The organism is Sphingobacterium sp. HJSM2_6 (assembly GCF_049316305.1).
Classification (GTDB): Bacteria; Bacteroidota; Bacteroidia; order Sphingobacteriales; family Sphingobacteriaceae; genus Sphingobacterium.
In genome coordinates this window covers 16,862-39,824 of the sequence record NZ_JBMOXB010000017.1, presented here as the reverse complement: position 1 = coordinate 39,824, position 22,963 = coordinate 16,862, and the positions used below count along the sequence as shown (strand labels likewise).

The following is a 22,963-nucleotide window of genomic DNA, read 5'->3' as shown; positions in this document are numbered from 1 at the left end:
GGGGCGAGAAATGACAAGTATTAAACCATTAGTTACTTTAGTAGGCGCTGGACCTGGAGATCCAGATTTAATTACTTTAAAAGGAATAAAAGCCATTCAAATTGCGGATGTAATTTTATATGATGCTCTGGTAAATGATGAAATTTTAGATTTTGCTAAACCAGGCTGTACCAAAATTTATGTTGGTAAACGGGCAGAACGTTTATCCACATCTCAAGACCATATCAACCAATTATTGGTTGATTATGCCTTAACCCATGGGCATGTAGTACGATTGAAAGGAGGGGATCCTTTTGTTTTTGGCCGAGGCGGGGAAGAATTGGATTATGTTCGTCAGTTTGGTATTGAAACTGCGGTAGTTCCTGGTATATCTTCTTCAGTGGGATTAACTGGATTGCAACAAATACCATTAACCTATCGGGGGATTTCCGAATCTTTCTGGGTAATCACCGGATCAACTTCGGATGGTCGTATTTCTGACGACTTGAAACATGCCGTGCAGACTGACGCTACTGTGGTGGTTTTAATGGGTTTTTCAAAATTAAAGGAAATTGCGGCTTTATACCAAGCAAATGGCAAAGGAGATTTGCCTATAGCATTAATTCAAAATGGCTCATTACCTAATGAAAAAATTGTACTTGGACGAATCGATTCCATTATCCAAAAAGCGGAAGAAAGTTTAATTGGTGTTCCAGCTATCATTGTTCTGGGTGAGGTTGTCGCAAAACATCAAGCATTTGAATTATTAAAACCAGCATTACATTCATTAGCCGTTTAGTATGAATACCTTGTTCCCAATATATTTGAAACTGGATCAGCTTCATACTTTATTAGTTGGAGCCGGGGAAGTAGGCCTTGAAAAAATCCAAGCGCTATTAGGAAATTCTCCACAGGCAAGAATATCAGTTATTGCCTTGGAAGTATCCGATGCATTTCGTCAATTTATTTCCGATAAACCTTTGGTTGACTTAGAGCAACGTGCTTTTTTAGAAGCTGATATTGCTGGAAAACAATTGATCATCATGGCGACCAATAATCCGGAGTTTAACGAAGAAGTTCGTGGATTAGCCAATAAACATCATGTTTTATTGAATATTGCAGATAAACCTTCGCTCTGTGACTTTTATTTAGGTTCCGTTGTACAAAAAGGAAATCTTAAAATCGGTATTTCCACCAATGGTAAATCGCCAACCATGGCGAAGCGCATCAAAGAATTATTAAATGATTTGCTGCCGGAAGAAATCGATGAAACCTTAAATCTGATGTCTACTTATAGGGATCAACTTCAAGGAGATTTAAAAGCAAAGATTAAAGCATTGAATGCACATACCGAAAATTTATTACACTATGAATCAGATCGAGCACATTAAAAATAACCTTCAGGGTTTGGATGCGCTAGCTATTTTAGCGTATATAAATAACCATTTTGGTGATAAGGCTATATTTTCAACCTCTTTTGGTATTGAAGATCAGGTCATCACACAAATGTTAGGTGAACTTCAAGGAAATATTAAGCTATTTACCTTAGACACAGGTAGATTATTTCCGGAAACGTACTATGTTTGGAATAGAACCTTGGATAAATATAAATTGCCTATTCAAGCTTACTACCCACAAGCAGCTGCTGTGGAAGAAATGGTATCTTTGAAAGGTCCTTCTAGCTTCTACGAATCGGTAGAAAACCGCAAAGAATGTTGCTTTATCCGAAAAATAGAACCCTTAAAACGTGCTATAAAAGGATATCAAGTTTGGATTACGGGTATTCGATCGGAGCAGTCGGACAATAGGGATCAAATGGATTTTATCGAATGGGATGAGGTGAATCAAATTATTAAAATACACCCCATTTTTTATTGGACACTGGAAGAGGTAGAGAACTATTTAAAAACTAACTTTATACCGTATAATCCTTTACACGATAAAGGATTTCCAAGTATAGGATGCCAACCATGCACACGAGCCATACAACCCGGGGATGATTTTAGAGCCGGCCGATGGTGGTGGGAAGATAAAAGTAAAAAAGAATGTGGATTGCATGTAACAACAAATTAAGATTGAAATTATAATGGATTATTTAGATCATTTAGAAGCAGAAGCTATATATATATTAAGGGAAGTAGCAGGCCAATTTGAAAAGCCAGCCTTGTTATTTTCTGGAGGTAAAGATTCAATAACGCTAGTGCATTTAGCGATTAAAGCATTTAGACCTGGAAAATTCCCTTTTCCATTGGTCCATATTGATACGGGACATAACTTCCAAGAGACCATCGATTATCGCGATTGGTTGATCGAACAAACGGGCGAGAAATTAATCGTTGGTCATGTTCAAGACAGTATTGATGCGGGTAAAGTAGTCGAACAAAAGGGTAAAAATGCGAGTAGAAATGCATTGCAAACAGTTACCTTATTAGATACTATTGAAAAAAATGGTTTTGATGCTTGTATCGGTGGTGCGCGTAGAGATGAAGAAAAAGCGAGAGCTAAGGAACGTATTTTTTCCGTAAGGGATGAATTCGGACAGTGGGATCCGAAACGCCAAAGACCTGAACTTTGGAATATATTTAATGGTAAAATTCAAAAAGGCGAAAATGTTCGTGTTTTCCCAATCTCCAATTGGACTGAATTGGATGTGTGGAATTACATCAAACGTGAAAATATTGCTTTACCATCGATCTATTTCTCCCACGAACGCGATGTGGTTTTCAGAAATGGCCAATGGATGGCAGCACACCCCGTATTGCAAATTGATGATCAAGATATCGTGGAGCATAAATCTGTACGCTTTAGAACGGTAGGCGATATGACTTGTACTGCAGCGGTTGATTCGAAAGCTGTTGAATTGGATGATATTATTGAAGAAATTAAAGCATCTACTGTAAGTGAAAGAGGGGCTAGAATGGATGATAAAGTATCTGAAGCAGCCATGGAAGAACGGAAAAAACAAGGTTATTTCTAAGCTTAGAGAGGATTAGTTTAAAAATTTCTTAAAATTCAATTTAGCACACACACATGAATATCATAAAATTTATAACAGCAGGTTCCGTTGACGATGGTAAATCAACTTTAATTGGGCGCTTGCTTTACGATACAAATTCCATATTAGACGATCAATTAGAAGCCATTCAAAAAGCCAATCGTAAAAATGATGATGGTACGGTAGACTTAGCCATCTTAACTGATGGTCTAAAAGCTGAACGGGAACAAGGCATCACCATTGATGTGGCCTATAAATATTTTCAAACAGAAAAACGAAAGTTCATTATCGCTGATGCGCCTGGTCATATTCAATATACACGTAATATGGTGACAGGTGCTTCTAATTCTGATTTAATCATCATTCTAGTTGATGCTAGAAAAGGGGTTATTGAACAAACTAAAAGACACTCATTTCTTGCCCAATTATTGGGTTTAAAGAAAGTGCTGGTTTGTATCAATAAAATGGATATGATGGATTATGAATTAGCTGTGTATGAAAACATTAAGGAAGATTATTTAAAGCTGGCTAAAAATTTAAATCTATCTGAGGTCGACTTTATCCCTGTATCGGCGTTAAAAGGTGATAATATCGTGAATAAGTCTGAACGTATGGATTGGTATCAAGGACCATCTTTATTAGCTTATTTAGAAGAAGTTGAAATTCCTGAAACCAAGAATAATGGTTGGAGATTCCCTGTTCAGTGGGTTGTAAGACCTCAAAGCGCTGATTTACATGACTATAGAGGTTATGCGGGAAGAGTGTTAGGAGAGGGGCTTCATGTAGGAGCAGAGGTGATCGTATTGCCTGCTGGGTACCGTTCTTCAGTAAAAGCGATAGAATTTAATCAAGAACAATTGCAGGAAGCTGAGAATGGCAAATCGGTAATAGTTCATTTAAATGATGAAATTGATATTTCTAGAGGAGACTTTATTGTATCAGCGAATCATTCAGCACAAACAGCAAAAAATTTAGAAGCGAACTTAGCATGGTTTGAAAATAAAGAATTGGATACCAATCAAATTTATTTATTGCAAACACATAGTAAAGTATCTAAAATAAAAATTCCGGAAGTTTTGTATAAATACGATGTGCATAATCAAGAACACGTATACAATGAATCTGTTAAACTAAATGATATCGCTCGAGTAAGTTTAAAATCAGCTGATGAAATAGTATTTGATCCGCAGAATGAATTCCCTGAGAATTCTAGAGCAATTATCATTGATCCAAGAACAAATATAACAGTAGCCGCTGTTATATTCCAACCTGCATAATATATAAAGATTACCTGATAAGGGTAGTCTTTACTAAACTCTATTTAACATAATATAAATTATTAAACATATTTATTTTATCATTAGGTGAAGTAAATAATTAGTGTTTTCAATATTGTTCAATTATAAGTAACTTAATAGAATAATATTGCTAATCAATATTACTAAACCATTAATAATTATGCCTAATTATAAACCAATCCTTTGTATAATCTGTTGGATTTTTAATATTCAAATTGGTTTCAGTCAACAAATTGATTCGTCATCCTTAAAAATACTTAAGGATGCTATATCCAATCTGCATAATGCAAATTACTCCAATTACTTTATAAACTATAAAATATTAGCGGATACCGCTATTCATAAAGATGAAATATTATTCAATAACACCGTAAATATTAGATATTTAGCTAACGATACTATATTGTTATTAAATTCAAATTCTAATGCTAATTTAATTACGAAAGATACGGTATTTAAATATACGCATGTACCTAGCCCTCAGGTAGAAATCGTTAAAAATTGGAGTAAATTTGAATTATCTGATTATGAATTAAATTCAATTTTTGACTACAATTACCTTACGAGTAACCTTGATTCTACTCACATCCAGACCAGCAATAAAGAATATGTAATTACATTCAAATAAATTAGAAAAACTAGCTGATTTTAAAGGGAAAGTTGTCGTAATCGATTCTTGGTTTCTTAGTTGTATACCTTGCCGTACCATCATGCCTGTGTTGAACAGTTTGCATATGAAATATAAACATCAAGGTCTGGTTGTAATTGGTATCAATGATATAGATGATAAATTACCAGAAATAAGAAGTTATATAAAAGAAAAAGATTATCAATACCACCAACTCATCAATACTGGAGTGAATAAACGTTATGCTATAAATACTTTTCCTACCACCATATTAATCGATAAAAAAGGAATAATAAAAAATATAGATATAAGCTATATAGGTTTTGAAGATTCAATGACTAAATTGATCGAAGCAGAATTAAATAAATAGCGATAACTACTAATTTAGCCTAGACCTTATCCAGAGATATGCGATGATTTTCTTCGTTAGCTTTATATTGACTTGGAGTCATTCCTGTAATCTTTTTAAACTGTGCACTTAGGTGTGCAACACTCGAATAATGCAGGTTCTGCGCAATTTCATTTAAGGTTAATTCATTATACCTAAGCAGTTCTTTCGCCTTTTCAACACGTTGCTGAATAACATATTTTTCAATAGTCTGGCCTTCCTGTTCAGAAAATAATTGAGAAATATACCCATAATCTAATCCTATTATTTCCTGTAAAATTTGAGAAATATTTGTTTTCAATTCCTGTTGATCGTGATGAATTAAGTTTACGAGGATGTTTTTAATCTTTTCGACAATTTTCTCTTTCTTATCCTTCAACAGTTCAAATCCTAATTCCTCAAACTTTTGATTGATTTGATGCAGTTGAACCTCATCAAGCAGGCCTGCTATGTTCACCTCCCCTAGCTTCACTTCCAACACCTTTATTCCTAGACTATTTAATTCTTGCTGTACAACCCGAATACAACGATCACAGACCATATTTTTAACCAAGAGTTTTGAGGATAAAAGCATAAGTTAAATTTGATTATAAACTAAAACAAATTTAAGAAATATAAATATTCCTTATCAAACTATTAAAATAATCAATATATTCAGTACATATTACGATTCGATTATTTAATTTTTAAACCACAATATATTAAAATGAAATTACTAGGAAGATTATTTGGGATATTCGCGATAATTGGTATGCTACTGGGAATGATACCCTTATTGGGTTGGTTAAATTGGTTAAATATACCTTTTGCTATATTAGGATTAGTATTCTCCATATTGGGCAAGTCAAAAGGCGGCATTATTATATGTATAGTAGCCATCTTCTTAGGCTTATTAAGGCTTATTATCGGCGGTGGAATCATTTAATAGCAAGCTATAAATTAAATAATCCAACGGTGCTTCAAACCTAAAATCAATATTTCTAAAAGAAGCACCCTTGGATTAAATAGTTCCATTAATATTTTGGAGGAGTAAACGTTGATGGAACTTTAGTAGGCTTCGCTTTACCCGCATGAATAATCCTTAGATCTATCATATCCGCGATAGTTTCATCCTTAGGGATATACATTAGCCCATCGAGGTCACTCCCATTGTCTGATCCCCAGGGGTTACGCATCACAAACATAGGTTGATACCCATTAATCGAATTATTAGGCGCATAAATAAAAGTCCAGGCATGCGCTGTCACCGTTTTCGATTGACCAATTTTGATATCCGCTTTATTAAAACCACCGATAACAATTTTTCCCTCTGCCAATGACACTTCCACAGCCCTTTTCAATTCTGCGGCAGTTAAGCGTTCCGGCCAAAAAGCAAAGCTTTCCCCCTCTCCTGTAAACGCTGGACTAGTTGTCTCACTTCCTATACCTTCGATCGTTTCTACCACTTTATACACATCATTGTATTTCATAAAAGCTTTCTCCAATAAGGTTGCCCAAGTCGCTTGTCCCTTTTTCCCGCTCACTGCAGCTAAATCAGATCCATGGATAGGACTTAAAAACTGATTACTTACAGTCACAAAGACCTCTTTACCTGCCGGATCAAACATGCGTACTTGAAAACTTCCATCTGTATTTGCCTTGATAATTGACTTTACATAATCCGGATTAATATAAGCCAAAGCAGCAAACACAGAAATTGCAGAACAATCGCCAATATTACGTTGATTACAATCCGATGGACTTGGCGATCCAAAAGGATACAGTGTCACTGGAAATGGTTTTAAGTCCAAATGCCCTACTAAACCTTTGGGTATTGAAGGCTCATTATTTGGATTTAACAACCAACTTTTATCCTCTGCAGTGGTAATTTTTAAGTATTCATAATGAATACCCATGGAAGTATTAAAAGATTTAGAATTTCCACCTGCATGATGCATCAAATCGTTAATATTTCCATAATCAAGCTCCTCATTGGGCTTTTCAGTTTGATCTGGAACGACATCATCCTTACTACAGGAAGTCTGTATCAGTAAGATAAAAAATGCTAATGCAAGTCCTTTAATTGAACAATTGATTCTTTTCATTAATTTAGTTATAAGTTTTTTTTGGTAGATGATTAATAATTTTCGAAACTAATAAATTATTTAATCTATTTAACAGCTACAATTCACTTTTGTTAAATAATTAATTCAATTACACTATATTTATAAAAATTTAAATAGACTTCGGATTAATAATCCATAAAATTCGTTTTTCTCAAATTATAGTATTGATCCTATGCGAAATATCTTAGTTGCGCTGATTTTCCCCATTTTATTTTTTGTAAGTCCAAACCATAGTGCTGGGCAATCACTTGAAGCATTAAAGCATGCTATTAAAGAAATAACTAAAAAATACCAGGCTAAGGTGGGCGTTGCTATTCACAACGATCAATTTACAGATAGTTTAGTCAACTTTCCTGAAACCCCTTTCCCATTACAAAGCGTTTATAAATTTCATTTGGGAATAGTCGTGTTAAATCAAGTAGATTTAGGGAAGCTTAAATTGGATGAAGTAATAGTCATTCCGAAAGAAAAATTAAATAGCGATTTATATAGCCCCATAAAAGACCAATTTCCCAATGGAACCTCTTTAACGATTGCCCAACTCATCCAATACAGCATAGCCGAGAGTGACAATATTGCTTGCGATCTATTATTTGATTTAGTCGGTGGCCCATTGGTTGCACAGCAATATTTTGAACAATTGGGCTATCGTGATTTAAATATAAAATATACAGAGGAAGTTCAGCAAGCACAATGGGATTTACAGTTTGAAAATTGGACTACGGTAGGCTCTTGCAACCGCATTCTTCACGACTATTATCTTAATAAAAACCAATTATTAAGTCCCGCATCACATCAATTTTTGTGGGAGGTCATGAAATCTACGATCACTGGAAAGAATAGACTCAAAGGGATGCTTCCAAAAAATACCACAGTAGCACATAAAACGGGTTATTCTGGAAAAAATAAGGCTACAGGAATTATTGCAGCTGTTAATGATGTAGGAATCGTCATGTTACCCAACAATCGACATTTCTACATTTCAGTATTCGTCACAGATTCAAAGGAAGATGAGCCAACAAATGCGAAAATTATTGCCGAAATAGCTAAAACAGCTTATGCGTATTTCCAGAAGTTTCCAAAAAAATAAAGCTGTCTCTTTAAAAAGGACAGCTTATCATATGTATTTCATAGGTAGTTATCAGAAACTTTATTCAATAATTTAAGCCGCAGTATTAATATTTCCACCAGCTCTATTTATTCATTAAGTAGTTTAAAAACGGACAAAATTTTAAAATCAATTTATTACAAGATGATTTCTTACCTCCAAAGTTCATATAATTAATTTAATCAACATATAAATATTGTTTCAGTTTTTGTTATTATTGTTTCATACTTCTTATTTATCTTAAATTATAATGACTCACTTAATTGATTTATTGTCTATACAGACACCGGAGCATTTACAACACGGCTATGAAAATCGGCATCGTATCGATTGCGGTAGCTTTGAAATCTATATTTTTGAGACTTTCCAATCTTCCACGAAAGTGCAGATTAGGTATGATGGCTTAAGCATTTCCAGCATGATAAGAGGAAAAAAAATAATACATACCAAAGAAGGAACCCATTTTGAATTTCTGCCAGGTACCACTTTAATTTTACCAGAGGGTAAAACCATTTATGCAGATTTTCCCCAAGCTGATGCTAAAAACCCCGTGCAGTGTGCAACCTTACTGATTCCACAGCATACGATCAATAATATATTAGCCTATTTTAATCATCAATATGGCAATCCAAGCACGCTGTGGGAAATTGACTTTACAAATTTTCATTTTAATAATAACTCTGCTTTGGTACGAACAATTAATGAGCTACTATTATTAAATAGAGATCAGGCACCAAGCCAAATTTTAAATGATTTATTATTAAAATCCCTATTGGTTCGTTTAATGGAAGCCCAACAAGAACACCAAGAAGGTTTAAGAAAGCTAAACATTAGCAATCAATTATTGATTATTAAGAAATACATTCATGAAAATTTATCGAAGAACATTCAGATTAAAGATTTATTAGAATTAGCAAATTGTAGTAAAAGCACCTTATATCGACTTTTCGAAAGTTGTTATAATAAAAGTCCCGGAGAGTATATTTTAGAAGAACGCATGGCATTAGCCAAAAACTTGCTACTAAGTCCTAACTCCAATATATCGCAAGTAGCCTTTTTAAGTGGTTTCTCTTCCGTAAGTTATTTTAGCCGCATGTTTAAGCAAATCCATCAAACCACTCCAGGAGATTTTATTAAAAAATTTAGGTATACGGATTAAAAAAAATGTCTTGATAAAACCGCGTTTACCAAGACATTCCTATCTTATCAAATACAATTGATTGTTAATCTGTCAATTGGCTGATTTCAACCGTTGGTTTAGCCAAATTAAGGTTTTTAATATACGATTTACATTCATCGACCATTTCCTGAGTCATATCATACCGATAGCGACCATAGTCATCATAGGTTAAGGTTGCTACTTTGAAAAAACCATACTGATTAAAAAATTCAGTTAAATCTGTTTTAGAAACTTCGCAAGCCGTTTTAATAAAGTTCAATTGATGTACTGCAGGATTTCGATCATAATCCCCCTGGTAATTTGATAATCGTTGTATATTTTGCTTCCTAAATGCTTCAAACAAATCAGGATAAAAATCAGGATTTTTCCCTGCTCCTTCAAAATACAATTGCAATTGCCAAAACGGAACTAATCTATTGAATACATCGGGATCTTCCAGAAACGATATATGCTTGTCTATAATTTGTTCCCGCGATTTCGCATAATTACCTTGTTCTGATATTCGGATTTTATTTCCAAAAGATCGAGTGACATAGAGTGAAAATAAGTTATTGCTAACCTCTCCTAGCCCACCCCAATTAAACATAGGTCTAGTTTGATGCACATGGCCCACTTCATGACTAAATCCCCAACATGGATCTCCTTTGATCACTACTGCTGGATTTGTAACCATACCCATAGCATACCCTACCTTATCCCCCATATAGGCTACTCCATCTCCATCACGAAACATATAGTAATTATAATTTACACGCGCCAAAATCCGATTTTCAGGAACCTTATTATACTTTACTAAGCCCATGATGCGATGCTGGCGGTATACCAAAGAGTCGTAATTGTTAATTAATTCTAACCCCTTTCCAGAAGCATATTTTTTCAATGCTTCCACTGGATAAGCTATTTGGATATGTTTTCCTTTCGCATCCATTATTGGGTATACGGCATCGTTCAATAATTTATCCCAGTCTTGATCGCTTTGCTTACTATTATCAAAATAACCATTTTCCTTTCCCGTCAAAAAATGTACTGTAATGGGTTTTTCTTCCTTTGGAAGATTTGAAAAATAACTGATATACGCTAGACTACCAAAAGAAGTCAAGTCTATTATATTAACACCATTTTTCAAAATGAACTCCTCACTTTCTATACCCCAACCTTTTGGATCTTCCGTTGGTTTCTCCGGATTTGGTGCTTTTCTCAACCAATTTGGTATAATAAGCTTAATTTCTTTACCTCCTTCTATACCATCAACCATCACAATATGTTTCCCCAATGGTAAATAGACACCAGTCATATTTTCATATTTACTATATCCACTCCCAATGGCTAGCTCCATGCCCAATTGCCATGTAGATTGAATTGCTTTATAAGTTGCGTGGGCGTATTTAGGATGGTATTGTTTAGCCAATATCTTTAAGGCTAATGCACGAAGGGTAGTATCAGTCATCTTATTGATTTCCTTCTTCCCTATTCCTTTTTTCAAGCTCAGTGCAAGAGGATCATCAAATACACTTAATTCCTCATAAACTTGCTTATAATCTTTTGCTGTCTGACCGTACAACCAACTGGTTGTAAATAAACTGAAAATTAATGCGATATATCTTAAATTCATAGATTTTGGTTATGTATTTCTCTAAAATACAATTTAAATGGAAGAAATAAATTTTGAGCTAAATTCTAAACATTAAAAATTCAGTACAAATGCAAATGCAATCGGTTGAGTAAAATTTTTTACCCAACCGAATGTATTCATGTACTGGCAGAGCTTCTTCAGCTATGGTTTAGCTTTTTTTCCAAACTGCCTAGGCATATACGTTAAGGAAACCATGTAATATTGGGTCAATATATTACGATAACCATTTGTAAACTCAACATTTGAATTATAAAAGTAAAAACCCTTATTCTGTCTCAATAGATCATAAGCTGCAACTTTAACCTCCAAATTATTTCCTTTAGTTATTCGATAAGTAGCATTGGCATTCCAAATAAAGAAATGGTTGTCTACCCGATTTGAAAAGTTAGAGCGATTATTGAAATTCGAATTTAATGTTAATTTTTTAGTTATCGAATAAGCCCCACTGATACCGGTATTCCAGCTTGTCGAATTAAAATTATTTGTTAGGTTGTCAGAGTTCTTATCTTTTCTTTGATTTAAATGCAATTCATTTTTCAAACCCAGTTGAAACTTGTTCAATACCGTATAATATAAATTTAAATTGGCATGAAGGGATTTCACTCGCCATTCTTGCTTCGCATTATTGGTATATTGTATAGTGTTTCCAGCACTACCTTGGGCATTAATGTCAAAAGTTAAGGTTTGTTCTTTTGCGACTAAATACGGTTTTGATATGGTAAAATTAAAATTAAACCTTTGCAAAGGTTCATGTTGTTGAATAACATAAAATTGTTGTTGATTTTCAACATAAGCAATACTATCTACAAATCTATTTTGTACAATTGCATAACTCGCGGAAAAATTTGAACGTAATGCATATTGTTTCTCCTGACTGTAATTGCCATTAAAATTAAAGTTATGATTACCTGTTTTTTTCAATGGACCAACGGCGCCAAAATTTCTATAACCAGGGTTAATATCATCATATATAGGTGCAATAGAATTTAAATCTGGATAATTTTCAGTGTAACTATACGATAAGTTATAATATGAATAATATAATCCTATTTTACTGTAATTATAATCAAGGCTTACTTGAGGTTTAAACGTTTGGTAATTTTGAGTTAAATTTCTTTTTTCCAAGGAGGAGACGTTTCGATAATTATAAAATTGAACAGCAGTTTGTAATCTTAAGTTGAGACCGTAGTAATACCGACCATTTAAATAGATAAATTTTAATCGCTTATTGTACTCTAACCTAGGTTCATAGTTCAATACTTTACTATTCGATTTTTCAGATAAATTGATGTTTTCTATTATGTCATCGCCATTCAAATCTTTCACATAATTAATCTTATCTGAATTATCAAAAGATATATAATTGGCAAGTGCAAAATCTTTATTTCTAATATTAAGATGGGCAGAAAACATTTGATTATTTTCTAATTTATCATAATCACGATTATGTATTTTGTTTAATGATTCATCCAATACATTTATGAAATTTCCTGTTTTCTCAGATTCCTCATTCCTTTTAGACATATTTCCAGATAAATTCAAATCAAAAGAAGTACGATCCCAAAAGTTCATATTACTTTTTCCATCAATAGAATACTCACCACTTTTATTTGATAAATTTAAGTTTATGTTATAATGTAAATTTTGATTTTCTGAAAAATCATTGTTTAACACATTATTGGTAGATTGGTTATTTAAATAATCAAATTGAGTAAATTGGTTAGATTGTCTGTCATTTTCAGCCCTTTCCATAATTAGGTTCACATTACTAGATAATGCCCTTTTACCTTTGTCTTGATTATTTTGATTTTTACCATTTCGAAATACAAAATTACCATTCTGTATTTTCCATACCCCTTCCGTAAGAGACTTCACCATTCGATTATTATCATAATTATTATCCAAATTAACCAACTGCGTATACGATTCATCTGTTTCTAAATCATTATTCCATCTTGCGGTAATATTTCCCTGTATAATGTTACGATTGTAGGTGTTATTTGTACCCTCTAAATCATATTGATACCGAGCACCAATAACATGTTGTTGCAATAGTCCTTGTCTTAAAAAATCAGAATCAAAGGACGCATTAATACCAATTCCTTTAAAGGTTGTATTCGTCAATAATTGGTCAATATTATATAAATCTTTATTCACATTATTGACGGAATAGGCCGCGGTTATTTGCGATTTCTTATTACTGGCATTCATATTCATATGACCGGCATAACGATCCTTATTACCTATTCCAGCAGCTAAGCTTCCAAAATACATATACTCCTTCCCTTCCTTCAAGACCACATTCATCTCCATTTTTTTTGCTTCAGGATCTTTGTCCTTCTCCTCTTGAGATCTTCGGTCATACACTTGTAACTTATCAACGGCCTTCTTATCAATATTTTGAATTACAATCGCCTTATCACTTCCAAAAAATGGTTTTCCATTGACCAATATCGTAGGAATTGGTCTACCATTATACGTGACTTCCCCATCGCCCCAGACCACCATTCCAGGCAATTTATTGAGTAAATCCTCCACAACCGCATTCGAATCCAATTCAAAGGCGTCTGCATTAAATTCAATCGTATCTCCGTTCATTCGTACAGGTGGCTTTAGGTCAATTGCTTCAATTTCATTGGACACTTGTTTCATGTTTATATTTCCAAAATCCTTCTCTTCATTCGCTTTCAATTGAAACTCACGCCTCACTTTTTCGAATCCCTGCAAGGATAATTCTAGAATATAGGGTTTACCTACACCCAAATTTTCAATGATAAACTTTCCATAACGGTCTGTTAACGTAACTTTATCCACTGATGTTTTCCCTACTTCAAAAATGGATATTGTACCAGATTCTAACGTATTATTATAAGCAGAATCAATTAAAACACCCTGAATTTTGGTTTGAGAAAATCCATTATAGGCCCAGCCTAATAACATGATTAGGATAATAATTGGTTTGGTTGATTTCATTATTTCAGTTTGAAACGTACAAGAATGGGGTTATTAAATTTTTCTAAATCCGCATATTCTTTCCGCATGCTATGTCTTTCCACTTCACATTTACTTTTGGCTCGTCGTATCGCATCCGGCAAAATAAAGGAATACAGGAATTCATCCTTCACAAACATTTGGTTGTTATCGTAGAAATTTAAGTAATCATTGGACTTATCTGGCATAATCCGATGTAAGCCTAAAATTTCCTTGGTATTGAAATTATAAGCTAAACAAAACCTTGAAAATCCACCACTTAATCGTAAAATTAAATTATCCTTATAGGGAAAGGCATTTCCTATACCTAATATTTTATCCCTATTAGTATTCATATAATTCCTAAATCGATCATCCCATTTCCTAAAAGCAATATATTCTGAAGTATCAACTGTATTTTTAAAAGGGAATAAGAATTGATGAATTCTTGTAATCCCTGTCGAGTCCAATTCAAACACTTTATAAGGTAGAGAGTATGAAATAAACCCAAGATTATCGTTAATTTTAGTGATAGGACTTCCACTAGAAAACATCATGGAAATAGTATCCCTATTATCGTAGGTCACCAGGATACTATCATTCTTTTTTAAGGCAAAGTTTCGTGTCGAATCATTTCTATTGGTTGGATTAAGAAAGAAAAAGTCATTCTTTCCCAAAGTTAGAACTTGGTCAATATTTTTAAGTTCTCTTTTAGAGGTGGTATCAAGCAAATTCCCATCTTTATCCAATGTTGCTCGAAAATTATTCATGTTTAACACATATTGATTATTTTTTGTTTCGACCGAAAAAACCAAACGTTCTTTATTTGGAGGTTTATACCCTTCTATTTTATCAATTTTTTTGATTTGATTTCCTTTATTATCAAAGATGTAAAAGAATCCCCCGGTATTATTTAATATCCCGATCCGGTCTTCAATAATCACCGTTTGAATGATGTAGTCAATCACATCACCCTTTTGGGTTTTTAGTGGTATATATTCCAAATCGGTTAAATTTTCGGAAACAGTACCACCTCGGGTCTGTTCCAAAATAATTCTATTTTTTATAACAGGAATACTTGGATCGTGTATTAATCGTTGTCCATGACTATTGCTGTATAAGAAAAAAAGAAAAAAAATGCTTAAGTAAACTTTTCTCATAATTTCAGATTAGGTAAGTGTTGGCTCTTAATAAGTTATACTTATATTTTAAAAAAAGGTTTAATCAGTCTTAAAATATTTTAATAATATAAGAATTAATACAATAATAATATTTTAATCAGATTTAAATTATTAAAAAAAAGTTAAATGTTTTATTCGTACCGATTGATATTTTCAAGGAATCTAACTTGGAAATACACGATTCTATCCGCAAGAAAAAAACTCAAACAGGATTAAACCGTTTTACCTTATCATAAAAAGCAAGGAATTAAGTTTGGAATTTGTTCGGATTTTCATCGAACTTTTGCGTCTAATATCCATTGAAGATCCGAAGGAGATCCGATGGAGATCCGTTTCTATGCAAACAATAGTTTTATAAGGTTCCTAAAAAGTAGAAATTTAGGTATACTTCTCAAGTAAACTAAAATCATTATCATCTGAAAGCTTAACTTAGTTAGGTCTATACATAGCATCCATTAAATCACTTCACAGGTAAAGGAAAAGGAACAAAATTTTACTACTTATCAGAAATCTAAGACATAAATAAAGCTGAAAACAAGGACACTATAAAAACAAAAGAAGCTACCAAGGCAGCTTCTTTAAATTTATTTCAATAAAAAATATTTTTGCTAAGAAAAACTATTGAAGTCCTTAAGACAGCAATATCTTATCCAATTGGCCGGACAATTTTTGAAGCTCCGTTCGGTCCCCTCCTCCTACTTCTAGCGTCATCCATTCGCCTTTATAATTGATTTTACGAACCGTCTCCATCACTAATTTCCAGTCAATATCTCCTTCTGTCAGTTCTACATTAAAGCCTTTCCAAAGACCTTCGTCATTCATTTTTTTACGGCTAAATTCTTTAACGTGCAATTTTACAATTTTGCTATTCAGGGTTTCCAGCCAATGTTCGGGCCATCCATAACGTAGGATATTTCCTATATCAAAATACCAACCTACTAGTGGATGATTGATTTCCGCTAAGAATTTCTTAGCTTCTATGGGACTAAGGATAAAATTATTCCATACGTTTTCTAATCCTATCTTTACACCTGTTTTTTCTACTTGAGGAATAATTTGGCGAATAGATGCTATGGAGTTTTTCCATGCTGTTTCATAAGATACCTTTTCATTCACCACACCTGGAACCACAAGAACAGTATCACCACCTAATTCCTTTGTTTCTTGAACGGTTTTTACAATCGAATCAATGCAAAATTTTCTGATACTTGGATCAGGGTCCGATAAAGGTTTTCCCCAATGGTCTTTATTCACAAGACTAGGAATTTCAATTCCAGATTTTGCTTTAGCCTCTAGTATCTCTTTTACCGTAAATTCTACAGGACCATTCATTTCGACACCATCAAAACCTAAATCCTTTACCAATTTAAATTTATCAACCAATGAAAGCTCCTCTTTAATCATATAATAGCTTAATGCTTTTTTGATCTTAGGTGCAAATAAATTGGACGGTCTTATATGCGAAAAAGCTGGTGATGCGATACCTGCACCAGTTAAAACCGTGATCGCTTTTAAAAAATCTTTTCTTAACATGTATTAAAATGGTATATGTTTATGATAAAAGTTATCTGTTATTCAGTTATTGTTTTTAATTCGGTAAGGGAAAATACAATAAATTTTTAAAAATCCATGAGTATAACGATTTTGATACATGTATTTATTGACCAAGATCCAATTATACAGCTGCATTACTGTGCTTAAGCCAATCCTCGTAAGCAAAAAAGCCGCTGGTTCCGCCGGTATGGATAAATAAAGAAGGTCCCTTTTGATATTTGCCCATTTTTATATCTTCAATAAATCCAGTAAAAGCTTTTCCTGTATAAACAGGGTCTAATAAAATGCCTTCTGTTTTTGCTAAGAGTTGAAGCGTAGCAAATGTTTCTGCATTCGGAATGCCGTAAGCTTCTCCAGCATAGGCATTGGATAAATGAATATGCTCCTCCGCTAAATATGCAGAACAATCAATAAGTTTGGACACCTCATTCGCAATCAACCTTGTTTGCCCAAATAATGGTTCTTGTTCTATCTGCACATTATAGGCATGTATGTTCATCGGTTTATTCAAGTAATTATATCCAGCCAAGAGTCCAGCATGGGTACCTCCTGAACCACTAGCCAACCCAATATTGGAAATTGAAACGTCCATTCGAGTCAGTTGCTCTTCGATTTCTACTGCTGCTCGTGCATAACCTAAACTACCTAAGGCAGATGATCCCCCAACCGGAATAAAGTAAGGATTCTCGCCTTTTTTGCTATATTCAATCTGTAAATTTTGAATATAGTGAGAAACCTTTTCATCATTTGGAATACAATGTATTTGAGCATCTAGCAACCTATTCAATAACATATTTCCGTTGGATTGGTAAGCCGAAGTATCGTTGTTGACACTTTTCTTAAGAACCAGATCAATTTCTAAATTCGCCATGCTAGCTGCAAATGCGGTTAAACGAGCATGATTGGATTGTAAGGCTCCAAGAGTAATTACACGGTTTGCAGATTGAGCGATAGCATCTGCGATAAAAAATTCTAATTTTCGAACTTTATTACCACCCATACCTATACCGTTCAAGTCATCCCTTTTCATATAAATCGGATGATTCAATAATTTACTCAATTTTTTCAGGTGCTGTATGGGCGTTGGTTTTTCCAAAAAGCTGTATCGAACAAAGCCTTTAGAAGTGAGAAAAGAGTCAAAAATTTTCAATAATTCCATTTACTAAATTAAAAAAATGATTTATAAAGGTAAAAACACATATTATTGGCATTTTAAACATATTTTTGTTAATATTGCTTTAGATAATATAAACTATTGTTAATAAATGTCCATAAATTTTAAGAATTTCGTTAAGCAGGTTAGCGTTAATAACCCCAATGAACCAGAATTTCTACAAGCTGTCACTGAAGTTGTAGAAGATTTAATTCCTTTCATCAATGAACATAGACCAGATTTAATAGATCAAAAAATCTTGGAACGAATGGTGGAGCCAGAACGCGTAGTATCCTTTCGTGTAGCCTGGTTGGATGATAAAAACGAAATTCAAGTAAATAGAGGATTCCGAGTTCAAATGAATTCGGCCATCGGACCCTATAAAGGTGGATTGCGCTTTGCACCCGATGTAAATTTAAGTATTTTAAAGTTTTTGGCTTTTGAACAGGTGTTTAAAAATAGCCTAACCAGTTTACCTATTGGTGGCGGTAAAGGTGGTTCAAACTTTGATCCTAAAGGAAAATCCGATCAAGAAATCATGCGTTTCTGTCAAAGCTTCATGACCGAATTACAAAGACATATAGGTTCTGAAACAGATGTGCCTGCCGGAGATATTGGAGTTGGATCGCGAGAAATAGGCTATTTATTTGGACAATATAAACGATTACAAAATAATTTTTCTGGTGTATTAACTGGAAAAGGGGTTCAGTGGGGTGGCTCATACATTAGACCAGAAGCTACGGGCTACGGATTATTGTATTTTGTACAATGTGTCTTAGATTACCATAACGATACTATGGAGGGAAAGACGGTCAGCATTTCTGGTGCTGGTAATGTCGCTTATTATGCCGCAGAAAAAGCAATTCAGTTAGGTGCCAAAGTAATCACCTTATCCAATAGTCAAGGTACAATTTATGATAAAGAAGGATTTACTTTAGAAAAATTACATTTTATTGCGGGCTTAGGTAGAGATTTAGGAAAATATGCCAAGAAATACAGTTCTGCAACCTATCATGCTAAAGAAAACCCTTGGCAGTTCAAATGTGATATTGCCCTGCCTTGTGCTACCCAAAATGAAATTTCTGAAGCAGATGCAAAATTGTTAATTAAAAATGGTTGTAAAATCGTAGCTGAAGGAGCAAATATGCCATCTACAGCCGAAGCAATTAAAGTATATATACAACATAAAATACTTTTTGGCCCAGGAAAAGCGGCTAACGCAGGTGGAGTTGCGGTTTCAGGATTAGAAATGTCTCAAAATGCAATTGGTCAACAATGGTCATCTGAAAAGGTGGATCATCGATTGAAATTGATCATGGAAAATATTCATAAAACTTGTGTACGCTATGGTAAAGATAATAATGGCTTTGTCAATTATCTTCGCGGAGCAAACATCGGTGGTTTTATCAAAGTTGCTGAAGCAATGAAAGCCCAAGGTGTGGTTTAATCAAGAGATTATTGTTATTTTTGAAATTCCAAACCATACAGGTTTGGAATTTTTATTTATACAAAAATGCGGGTATTAGCAGAACTTCCTCACCCAGATTGCAAGATTACCTTGTTTGGGATGAACCAAAAATACATCATAAAAATCGAACAAGGGACGCTGGAGCAATCTTATAAATTAGCCGAAGCAGATGTGATAGGTGGTGTCAATGGCGTCTTTGAAATGTTGGATGAAGAATTCATAAATGAAGTATTACAGTTATTTGAAAGCATGCGTAAATCCATTATTAAAACTTATGATAAATATCAATAATTAATTGATATAACAATCGTAATCATCTAATATACAACTCTATATCAAACAAAAAAGCCTAAAACAAAATAATATTTTGTTTTAGGCTTTTTTGTTTGATTAATAGGCTACTCTTAAATAAAGTATATATTTAAATAAAATACGTAAATCATTGATATAAAATTTTTTATATAGGCGTACAAAATATTATTTGGCTAACAAATTTGCCAAATAATTAACACCTTGCGACGCATTTTCTGCAATTCTAATTACTCTTGTAGCAAGGGAATATTGATGCGCATTGGGATCAATCAAAATTATTTTGGCATCATGCCTGACATCATGAAGCAGATTTGCTGCAGGATAAACTTGCAAGGAAGTTCCGATCACCACAAGGGCGTCTGCCTGTTTTACCAGTGCAGATGCTTCGCGCATAGCCGGCACTGCTTCACCAAACCAAACGACATGAGGGCGTAACGGCGAGCCTAACTCACAAAGGTCGTTCATGCTTAAGGTATCCGCATCCATATCATAAATTAAATTAGGATTTATAGAAGATTGAGACTTTCTAATTTGACCATGTAAATGGAGCACTTGGCTACTACCAGCACGCTCATGTAAATCGTCTATATTTTGGGTTATGATCTGAATATCGTAATCGTCTTCCAGTTCCTTCAATTTATAATGTGCTTCATTTGGAACGGCAGCCATACAATCTTTTCTACGTTGGTTATAAAACTGCTGCACTAATTCAGGATTTTTTTTCCAAGCATCTGGCGTTGCCACATCTTCTATTGCATAACCTTCCCAAAGCCCATCGGAACCACGAAAAGTAGGCAAACCACTCTCAGCAGAGATGCCTGCCCCCGTAAATACCACTATTTTTTTCATTCTTCTAAATTACAAATAGCTCCTAAAAAGCAATATAAGCAACATAAAAAAACCGACTTCAAGAATGAAGTCGGCTTTTTTTATGCCCAAGCCATCGATTATTTGACAAAATAACGATGTTCTACAATGGTAGTTTCGGGCTTTTTACCTTCGATAGCATCTTTAACAGCGCAATGGCCGGTAACACCTCTATAAATTAGGGCTCCACCTAGTGTTAAGCCTGAAAATGCAGTTAATGGGTTTTTTACGACTGATTTAACGCCCATTGCGAAAATGAATCCACCAGCCACGACCGACAGAATTCTTTCAGACGAACCAACATTTCCATCTTGACAAGCTTCAGCCATTCGAGATTTCAATTTATCCAATGCAAAGTTTAATATTCCGCTCATAATACAAATTGTTTTCCTTTTTTATAAAACAATTGACCTCGTAAAAAGTTTTTAAGACCGATATTAATCTATCATTCGTGTTTAAATGTGTAAATTCACTAGATTTAATTTTATACTATGCTTGTAAAAAAATACTCAGGAGAACTTGTTCCTTTTGATGAGACTGCCTTACGACGGTCCTTACTGCGGTCTGGAGCTTCAGAAGAAACTGTAAACCAAGTCTATACAGCTATTCAAAATCGTTTGTATGATGGGATTAGCACCAAAGAACTTTATGAATTAGCGTTCGATTCCTTAAAAAGTAAACGCAGCTCTTATGCGGCAAGATATAGTCTAAAAAGAGCATTACGAGAATTAGGGCCTGAAGGTTTCTATTTTGAAAAATGGGTGGCGCGATTATTTCAAGAAGATGGGTATAATTCCATGACTGGCCAAACGATTCAAGGACATGCTGTAACGCATGAAATCGATGTTATTGCCCAAAAAAATGAAGAGTTGTTGGCGGTAGAATGTAAGTTCAGAAATGATGCGGATGCCAAAATATCCGTTACAACCCCCATGTATTTTAAATCTAGAGTGACCGACATTATGGACTTAACTTTTCGTTTTTTCAATAAAGAATTGAAATTTACCGATGGTTGGCTAGTCACAAATGCGTATTTCACGAGCGATTCTGTGAAATTTGGTACGCATTACCACATGAATTTATTAAGTTGGGACTATCCCGCAGGAAATAGCTTGAAAAATAAAGTAGACAATAATGGTGAATATCCGATAACCTGTTTAACAACTATTAGTGATCAGGACAAAGCTATGTTATTGAAAAATCAATGTATTTTAGTTAAAGATTTGCTTCGAGACGATGCATTATGTGAACGAATACAAATCACTAAGGAGAAGAAAGTAGCGGTCATTCAAGAAGCGAAGGAATTAATAAACAGCCCATTAGAACATGAGTAATAAATTTGTCAAAGAGGAAATAAGCTTCCTCAAAGGTGCGAGAAGTCGGATCATCGAGTTGAAATATATAATTGGTGTATTTTTCCAATTTCTCAAAGGCTTCAGAACCTTACATTTCGTAGGGCCTTGCGTGACTGTTTTTGGCTCAGCCCGGTTTAATGAGGATCATCCCTATTACATACAAACAAGAAGCTTGTCGGCAGGCCTAGCCGACTTTGGATACACAATTATGACAGGTGGTGGTCCGGGAATCATGGAAGCGGCCAATCGAGGTGCTAAAGATGTGGATGGGTTTTCTGTGGGATGCAATATCGTACTTCCACATGAACAACATCATAATCCGTATATGGATAAGTTTGTCAATATTGAGTATTTCTTTGTCAGAAAAGAGCTCCTAAGAAAGTATTCTTTTGCTTTTGTAATCATGCCTGGTGGATTTGGAACGTTAGATGAGTTTTACGAAACGCTGACTTTAATTCAAACTAAAAAGATTTCTCAATTCCCGATCGTAGTCATGGGATTGGATTATCATCAAAATTTGATTGAACATATTGAAATCATGATTCAAGAGAAAACTATAAGCCCTGAAGATCAGCATTTATTACTTTTCACTGATAATATTCAAGAAGCGATTGAACACATTAATAAATATGCGGATAGCAATAAGATTATTAAGCTTAAAAAGCAAAAACCTAACTGGATATTAGGTGAACGTAAAGCGATCTAGCTATAAGATGTTCAAGGTGAGTGATAAATTTTATGAAAATTATTGATCATCTACCCTGTCAAGTTTAAAATCTATGATCTAAT

At 34.0% G+C, this 22,963-nt stretch carries 22 protein-coding genes and 1 pseudogene; 14 read left to right on the top strand and 9 right to left on the bottom strand.

Annotated elements, in window-relative coordinates:
* Positions 1-10: 10 nt before the first annotated feature.
* From cobA to ACFRAE_RS14575, 7 genes and pseudogenes are all read left to right on the top strand, one after another.
* Entirely contained in the window at positions 11-778 is a 768-nt protein-coding gene (gene cobA / locus ACFRAE_RS14605; protein WP_422797906.1) for a uroporphyrinogen-III C-methyltransferase, read from the top strand.
* A gap of 1 nt (position 779) precedes the next feature.
* Positions 780-1,370: a precorrin-2 dehydrogenase/sirohydrochlorin ferrochelatase family protein gene (locus tag ACFRAE_RS14600; protein WP_422797905.1), complete on the top strand. Its 591-nt coding sequence runs from the start codon at positions 780-782 to the stop codon at positions 1,368-1,370.
* Positions 1,348-2,052 (top strand): phosphoadenylyl-sulfate reductase, encoded by a 705-nt coding sequence (locus ACFRAE_RS14595; RefSeq protein WP_422797904.1) that lies wholly within the window; start codon positions 1,348-1,350, stop codon positions 2,050-2,052. The genes ACFRAE_RS14600 and ACFRAE_RS14595 overlap by 23 nt, the downstream gene beginning before the upstream one ends.
* A 13-nt stretch (positions 2,053-2,065) precedes the next feature.
* Positions 2,066-2,956 carry a sulfate adenylyltransferase subunit CysD gene (gene cysD / locus ACFRAE_RS14590; RefSeq protein WP_422797903.1) on the top strand — a complete coding sequence of 297 codons (891 nt, stop codon included), beginning with the start codon at positions 2,066-2,068 and terminating at the stop codon, positions 2,954-2,956.
* A 53-nt stretch (positions 2,957-3,009) separates the two neighbouring features.
* On the top strand, positions 3,010-4,251 hold the full coding sequence (locus tag ACFRAE_RS14585; RefSeq protein WP_422797902.1) for a sulfate adenylyltransferase subunit 1: 1,242 nt from the start codon (positions 3,010-3,012) through the stop codon (positions 4,249-4,251).
* 181 nt (positions 4,252-4,432) lie between these two features.
* A complete protein-coding gene (locus ACFRAE_RS14580) occupies positions 4,433-4,900 on the top strand; it encodes a hypothetical protein (protein WP_422797901.1) in 468 nt (155 codons plus the stop codon).
* Positions 4,901-4,919: 19 nt separating this feature from the next.
* A pseudogene (locus tag ACFRAE_RS14575) lies at positions 4,920-5,270 on the top strand (TlpA family protein disulfide reductase); the annotation flags it as partial.
* A 19-nt stretch (positions 5,271-5,289) separates the two neighbouring features.
* On the opposite strand, the gene ACFRAE_RS14570 reads toward ACFRAE_RS14575, so the two are convergent.
* Positions 5,290-5,862 (bottom strand): helix-turn-helix domain-containing protein, encoded by a 573-nt coding sequence (locus ACFRAE_RS14570; protein ID WP_422797900.1) that lies wholly within the window; start codon positions 5,860-5,862, stop codon positions 5,290-5,292.
* A 132-nt stretch (positions 5,863-5,994) separates the two neighbouring features.
* On the opposite strand from ACFRAE_RS14570, the gene ACFRAE_RS14565 reads away from it, so the two are divergent.
* On the top strand, positions 5,995-6,213 hold the full coding sequence (locus ACFRAE_RS14565; RefSeq protein WP_422797899.1) for a hypothetical protein: 219 nt from the start codon (positions 5,995-5,997) through the stop codon (positions 6,211-6,213).
* 88 nt (positions 6,214-6,301) lie between these two features.
* Here the strand turns inward: ACFRAE_RS14565 and ACFRAE_RS14560 are convergent, their stop codons facing one another.
* Positions 6,302-7,372 carry a C2 family cysteine protease gene (locus ACFRAE_RS14560; protein ID WP_422797898.1) on the bottom strand — a complete coding sequence of 357 codons (1,071 nt, stop codon included), beginning with the start codon at positions 7,370-7,372 and terminating at the stop codon, positions 6,302-6,304.
* Positions 7,373-7,565: 193 nt separating this feature from the next.
* On the opposite strand from ACFRAE_RS14560, the gene bla reads away from it, so the two are divergent.
* Positions 7,566-8,483: a class A beta-lactamase gene (gene bla, locus ACFRAE_RS14555; RefSeq protein ID WP_422797897.1), complete on the top strand. Its 918-nt coding sequence runs from the start codon at positions 7,566-7,568 to the stop codon at positions 8,481-8,483.
* Between the two features lie 268 nt (positions 8,484-8,751).
* Complete coding sequence (locus ACFRAE_RS14550) at positions 8,752-9,660, top strand: helix-turn-helix domain-containing protein (protein ID WP_422797896.1); 909 nt, start codon at positions 8,752-8,754, stop codon at positions 9,658-9,660.
* Between the two features lie 64 nt (positions 9,661-9,724).
* Here the strand turns inward: ACFRAE_RS14550 and ACFRAE_RS14545 are convergent, their stop codons facing one another.
* The 5 genes from ACFRAE_RS14545 to ACFRAE_RS14525 form a co-directional block, all read right to left on the bottom strand.
* Positions 9,725-11,293, bottom strand: a complete 1,569-nt coding sequence (locus tag ACFRAE_RS14545; RefSeq protein WP_422797895.1) for a M60 family metallopeptidase — start codon at positions 11,291-11,293, stop codon at positions 9,725-9,727.
* 162 nt (positions 11,294-11,455) lie between these two features.
* A complete protein-coding gene (locus ACFRAE_RS14540) occupies positions 11,456-14,287 on the bottom strand; it encodes a hypothetical protein (RefSeq protein ID WP_422797894.1) in 2,832 nt (943 codons plus the stop codon).
* The gene (locus ACFRAE_RS14535; RefSeq protein ID WP_422797893.1) at positions 14,287-15,444 is read right to left on the bottom strand and encodes a 6-bladed beta-propeller; all 1,158 of its coding nucleotides are present in this window, start codon (positions 15,442-15,444) and stop codon (positions 14,287-14,289) included. The genes ACFRAE_RS14540 and ACFRAE_RS14535 overlap by 1 nt, the downstream gene beginning before the upstream one ends.
* 651 nt (positions 15,445-16,095) lie before the next feature.
* Positions 16,096-16,998 carry a sugar phosphate isomerase/epimerase family protein gene (locus ACFRAE_RS14530; RefSeq protein ID WP_422797892.1) on the bottom strand — a complete coding sequence of 301 codons (903 nt, stop codon included), beginning with the start codon at positions 16,996-16,998 and terminating at the stop codon, positions 16,096-16,098.
* A 142-nt stretch (positions 16,999-17,140) separates the two neighbouring features.
* Positions 17,141-18,178: a D-cysteine desulfhydrase family protein gene (locus tag ACFRAE_RS14525; protein ID WP_422797891.1), complete on the bottom strand. Its 1,038-nt coding sequence runs from the start codon at positions 18,176-18,178 to the stop codon at positions 17,141-17,143.
* Between the two features lie 106 nt (positions 18,179-18,284).
* Here ACFRAE_RS14525 and gdhA point away from each other — a divergent pair, with 106 nt between their 5' ends.
* Positions 18,285-19,619, top strand: coding sequence for an NADP-specific glutamate dehydrogenase (gdhA, locus tag ACFRAE_RS14520; RefSeq protein ID WP_422797890.1), 1,335 nt, complete (start codon positions 18,285-18,287; stop codon positions 19,617-19,619).
* 66 nt (positions 19,620-19,685) lie between these two features.
* The gene (locus ACFRAE_RS14515) at positions 19,686-19,931 is read left to right on the top strand and encodes a hypothetical protein (RefSeq protein ID WP_422797889.1); all 246 of its coding nucleotides are present in this window, start codon (positions 19,686-19,688) and stop codon (positions 19,929-19,931) included.
* 186 nt (positions 19,932-20,117) lie between these two features.
* Here the strand turns inward: ACFRAE_RS14515 and ACFRAE_RS14510 are convergent, their stop codons facing one another.
* Both ACFRAE_RS14510 and ACFRAE_RS14505 read right to left on the bottom strand, forming a co-directional pair.
* Positions 20,118-20,801, bottom strand: coding sequence for an SIR2 family NAD-dependent protein deacylase (locus tag ACFRAE_RS14510; protein ID WP_422797888.1), 684 nt, complete (start codon positions 20,799-20,801; stop codon positions 20,118-20,120).
* 98 nt (positions 20,802-20,899) lie between these two features.
* Positions 20,900-21,193 (bottom strand): YgaP family membrane protein, encoded by a 294-nt coding sequence (locus ACFRAE_RS14505; protein ID WP_422797887.1) that lies wholly within the window; start codon positions 21,191-21,193, stop codon positions 20,900-20,902.
* Between the two features lie 117 nt (positions 21,194-21,310).
* On the opposite strand from ACFRAE_RS14505, the gene ACFRAE_RS14500 reads away from it, so the two are divergent.
* Together ACFRAE_RS14500 and ACFRAE_RS14495 are read left to right on the top strand one after the other, a co-directional pair.
* Entirely contained in the window at positions 21,311-22,153 is an 843-nt protein-coding gene (locus ACFRAE_RS14500) for an ATP cone domain-containing protein (RefSeq protein WP_422797886.1), read from the top strand.
* On the top strand, positions 22,146-22,880 hold the full coding sequence (locus ACFRAE_RS14495; protein WP_422797885.1) for a TIGR00730 family Rossman fold protein: 735 nt from the start codon (positions 22,146-22,148) through the stop codon (positions 22,878-22,880). The genes ACFRAE_RS14500 and ACFRAE_RS14495 overlap by 8 nt, the downstream gene beginning before the upstream one ends.
* Positions 22,881-22,963: the final 83 nt, after the last annotated feature.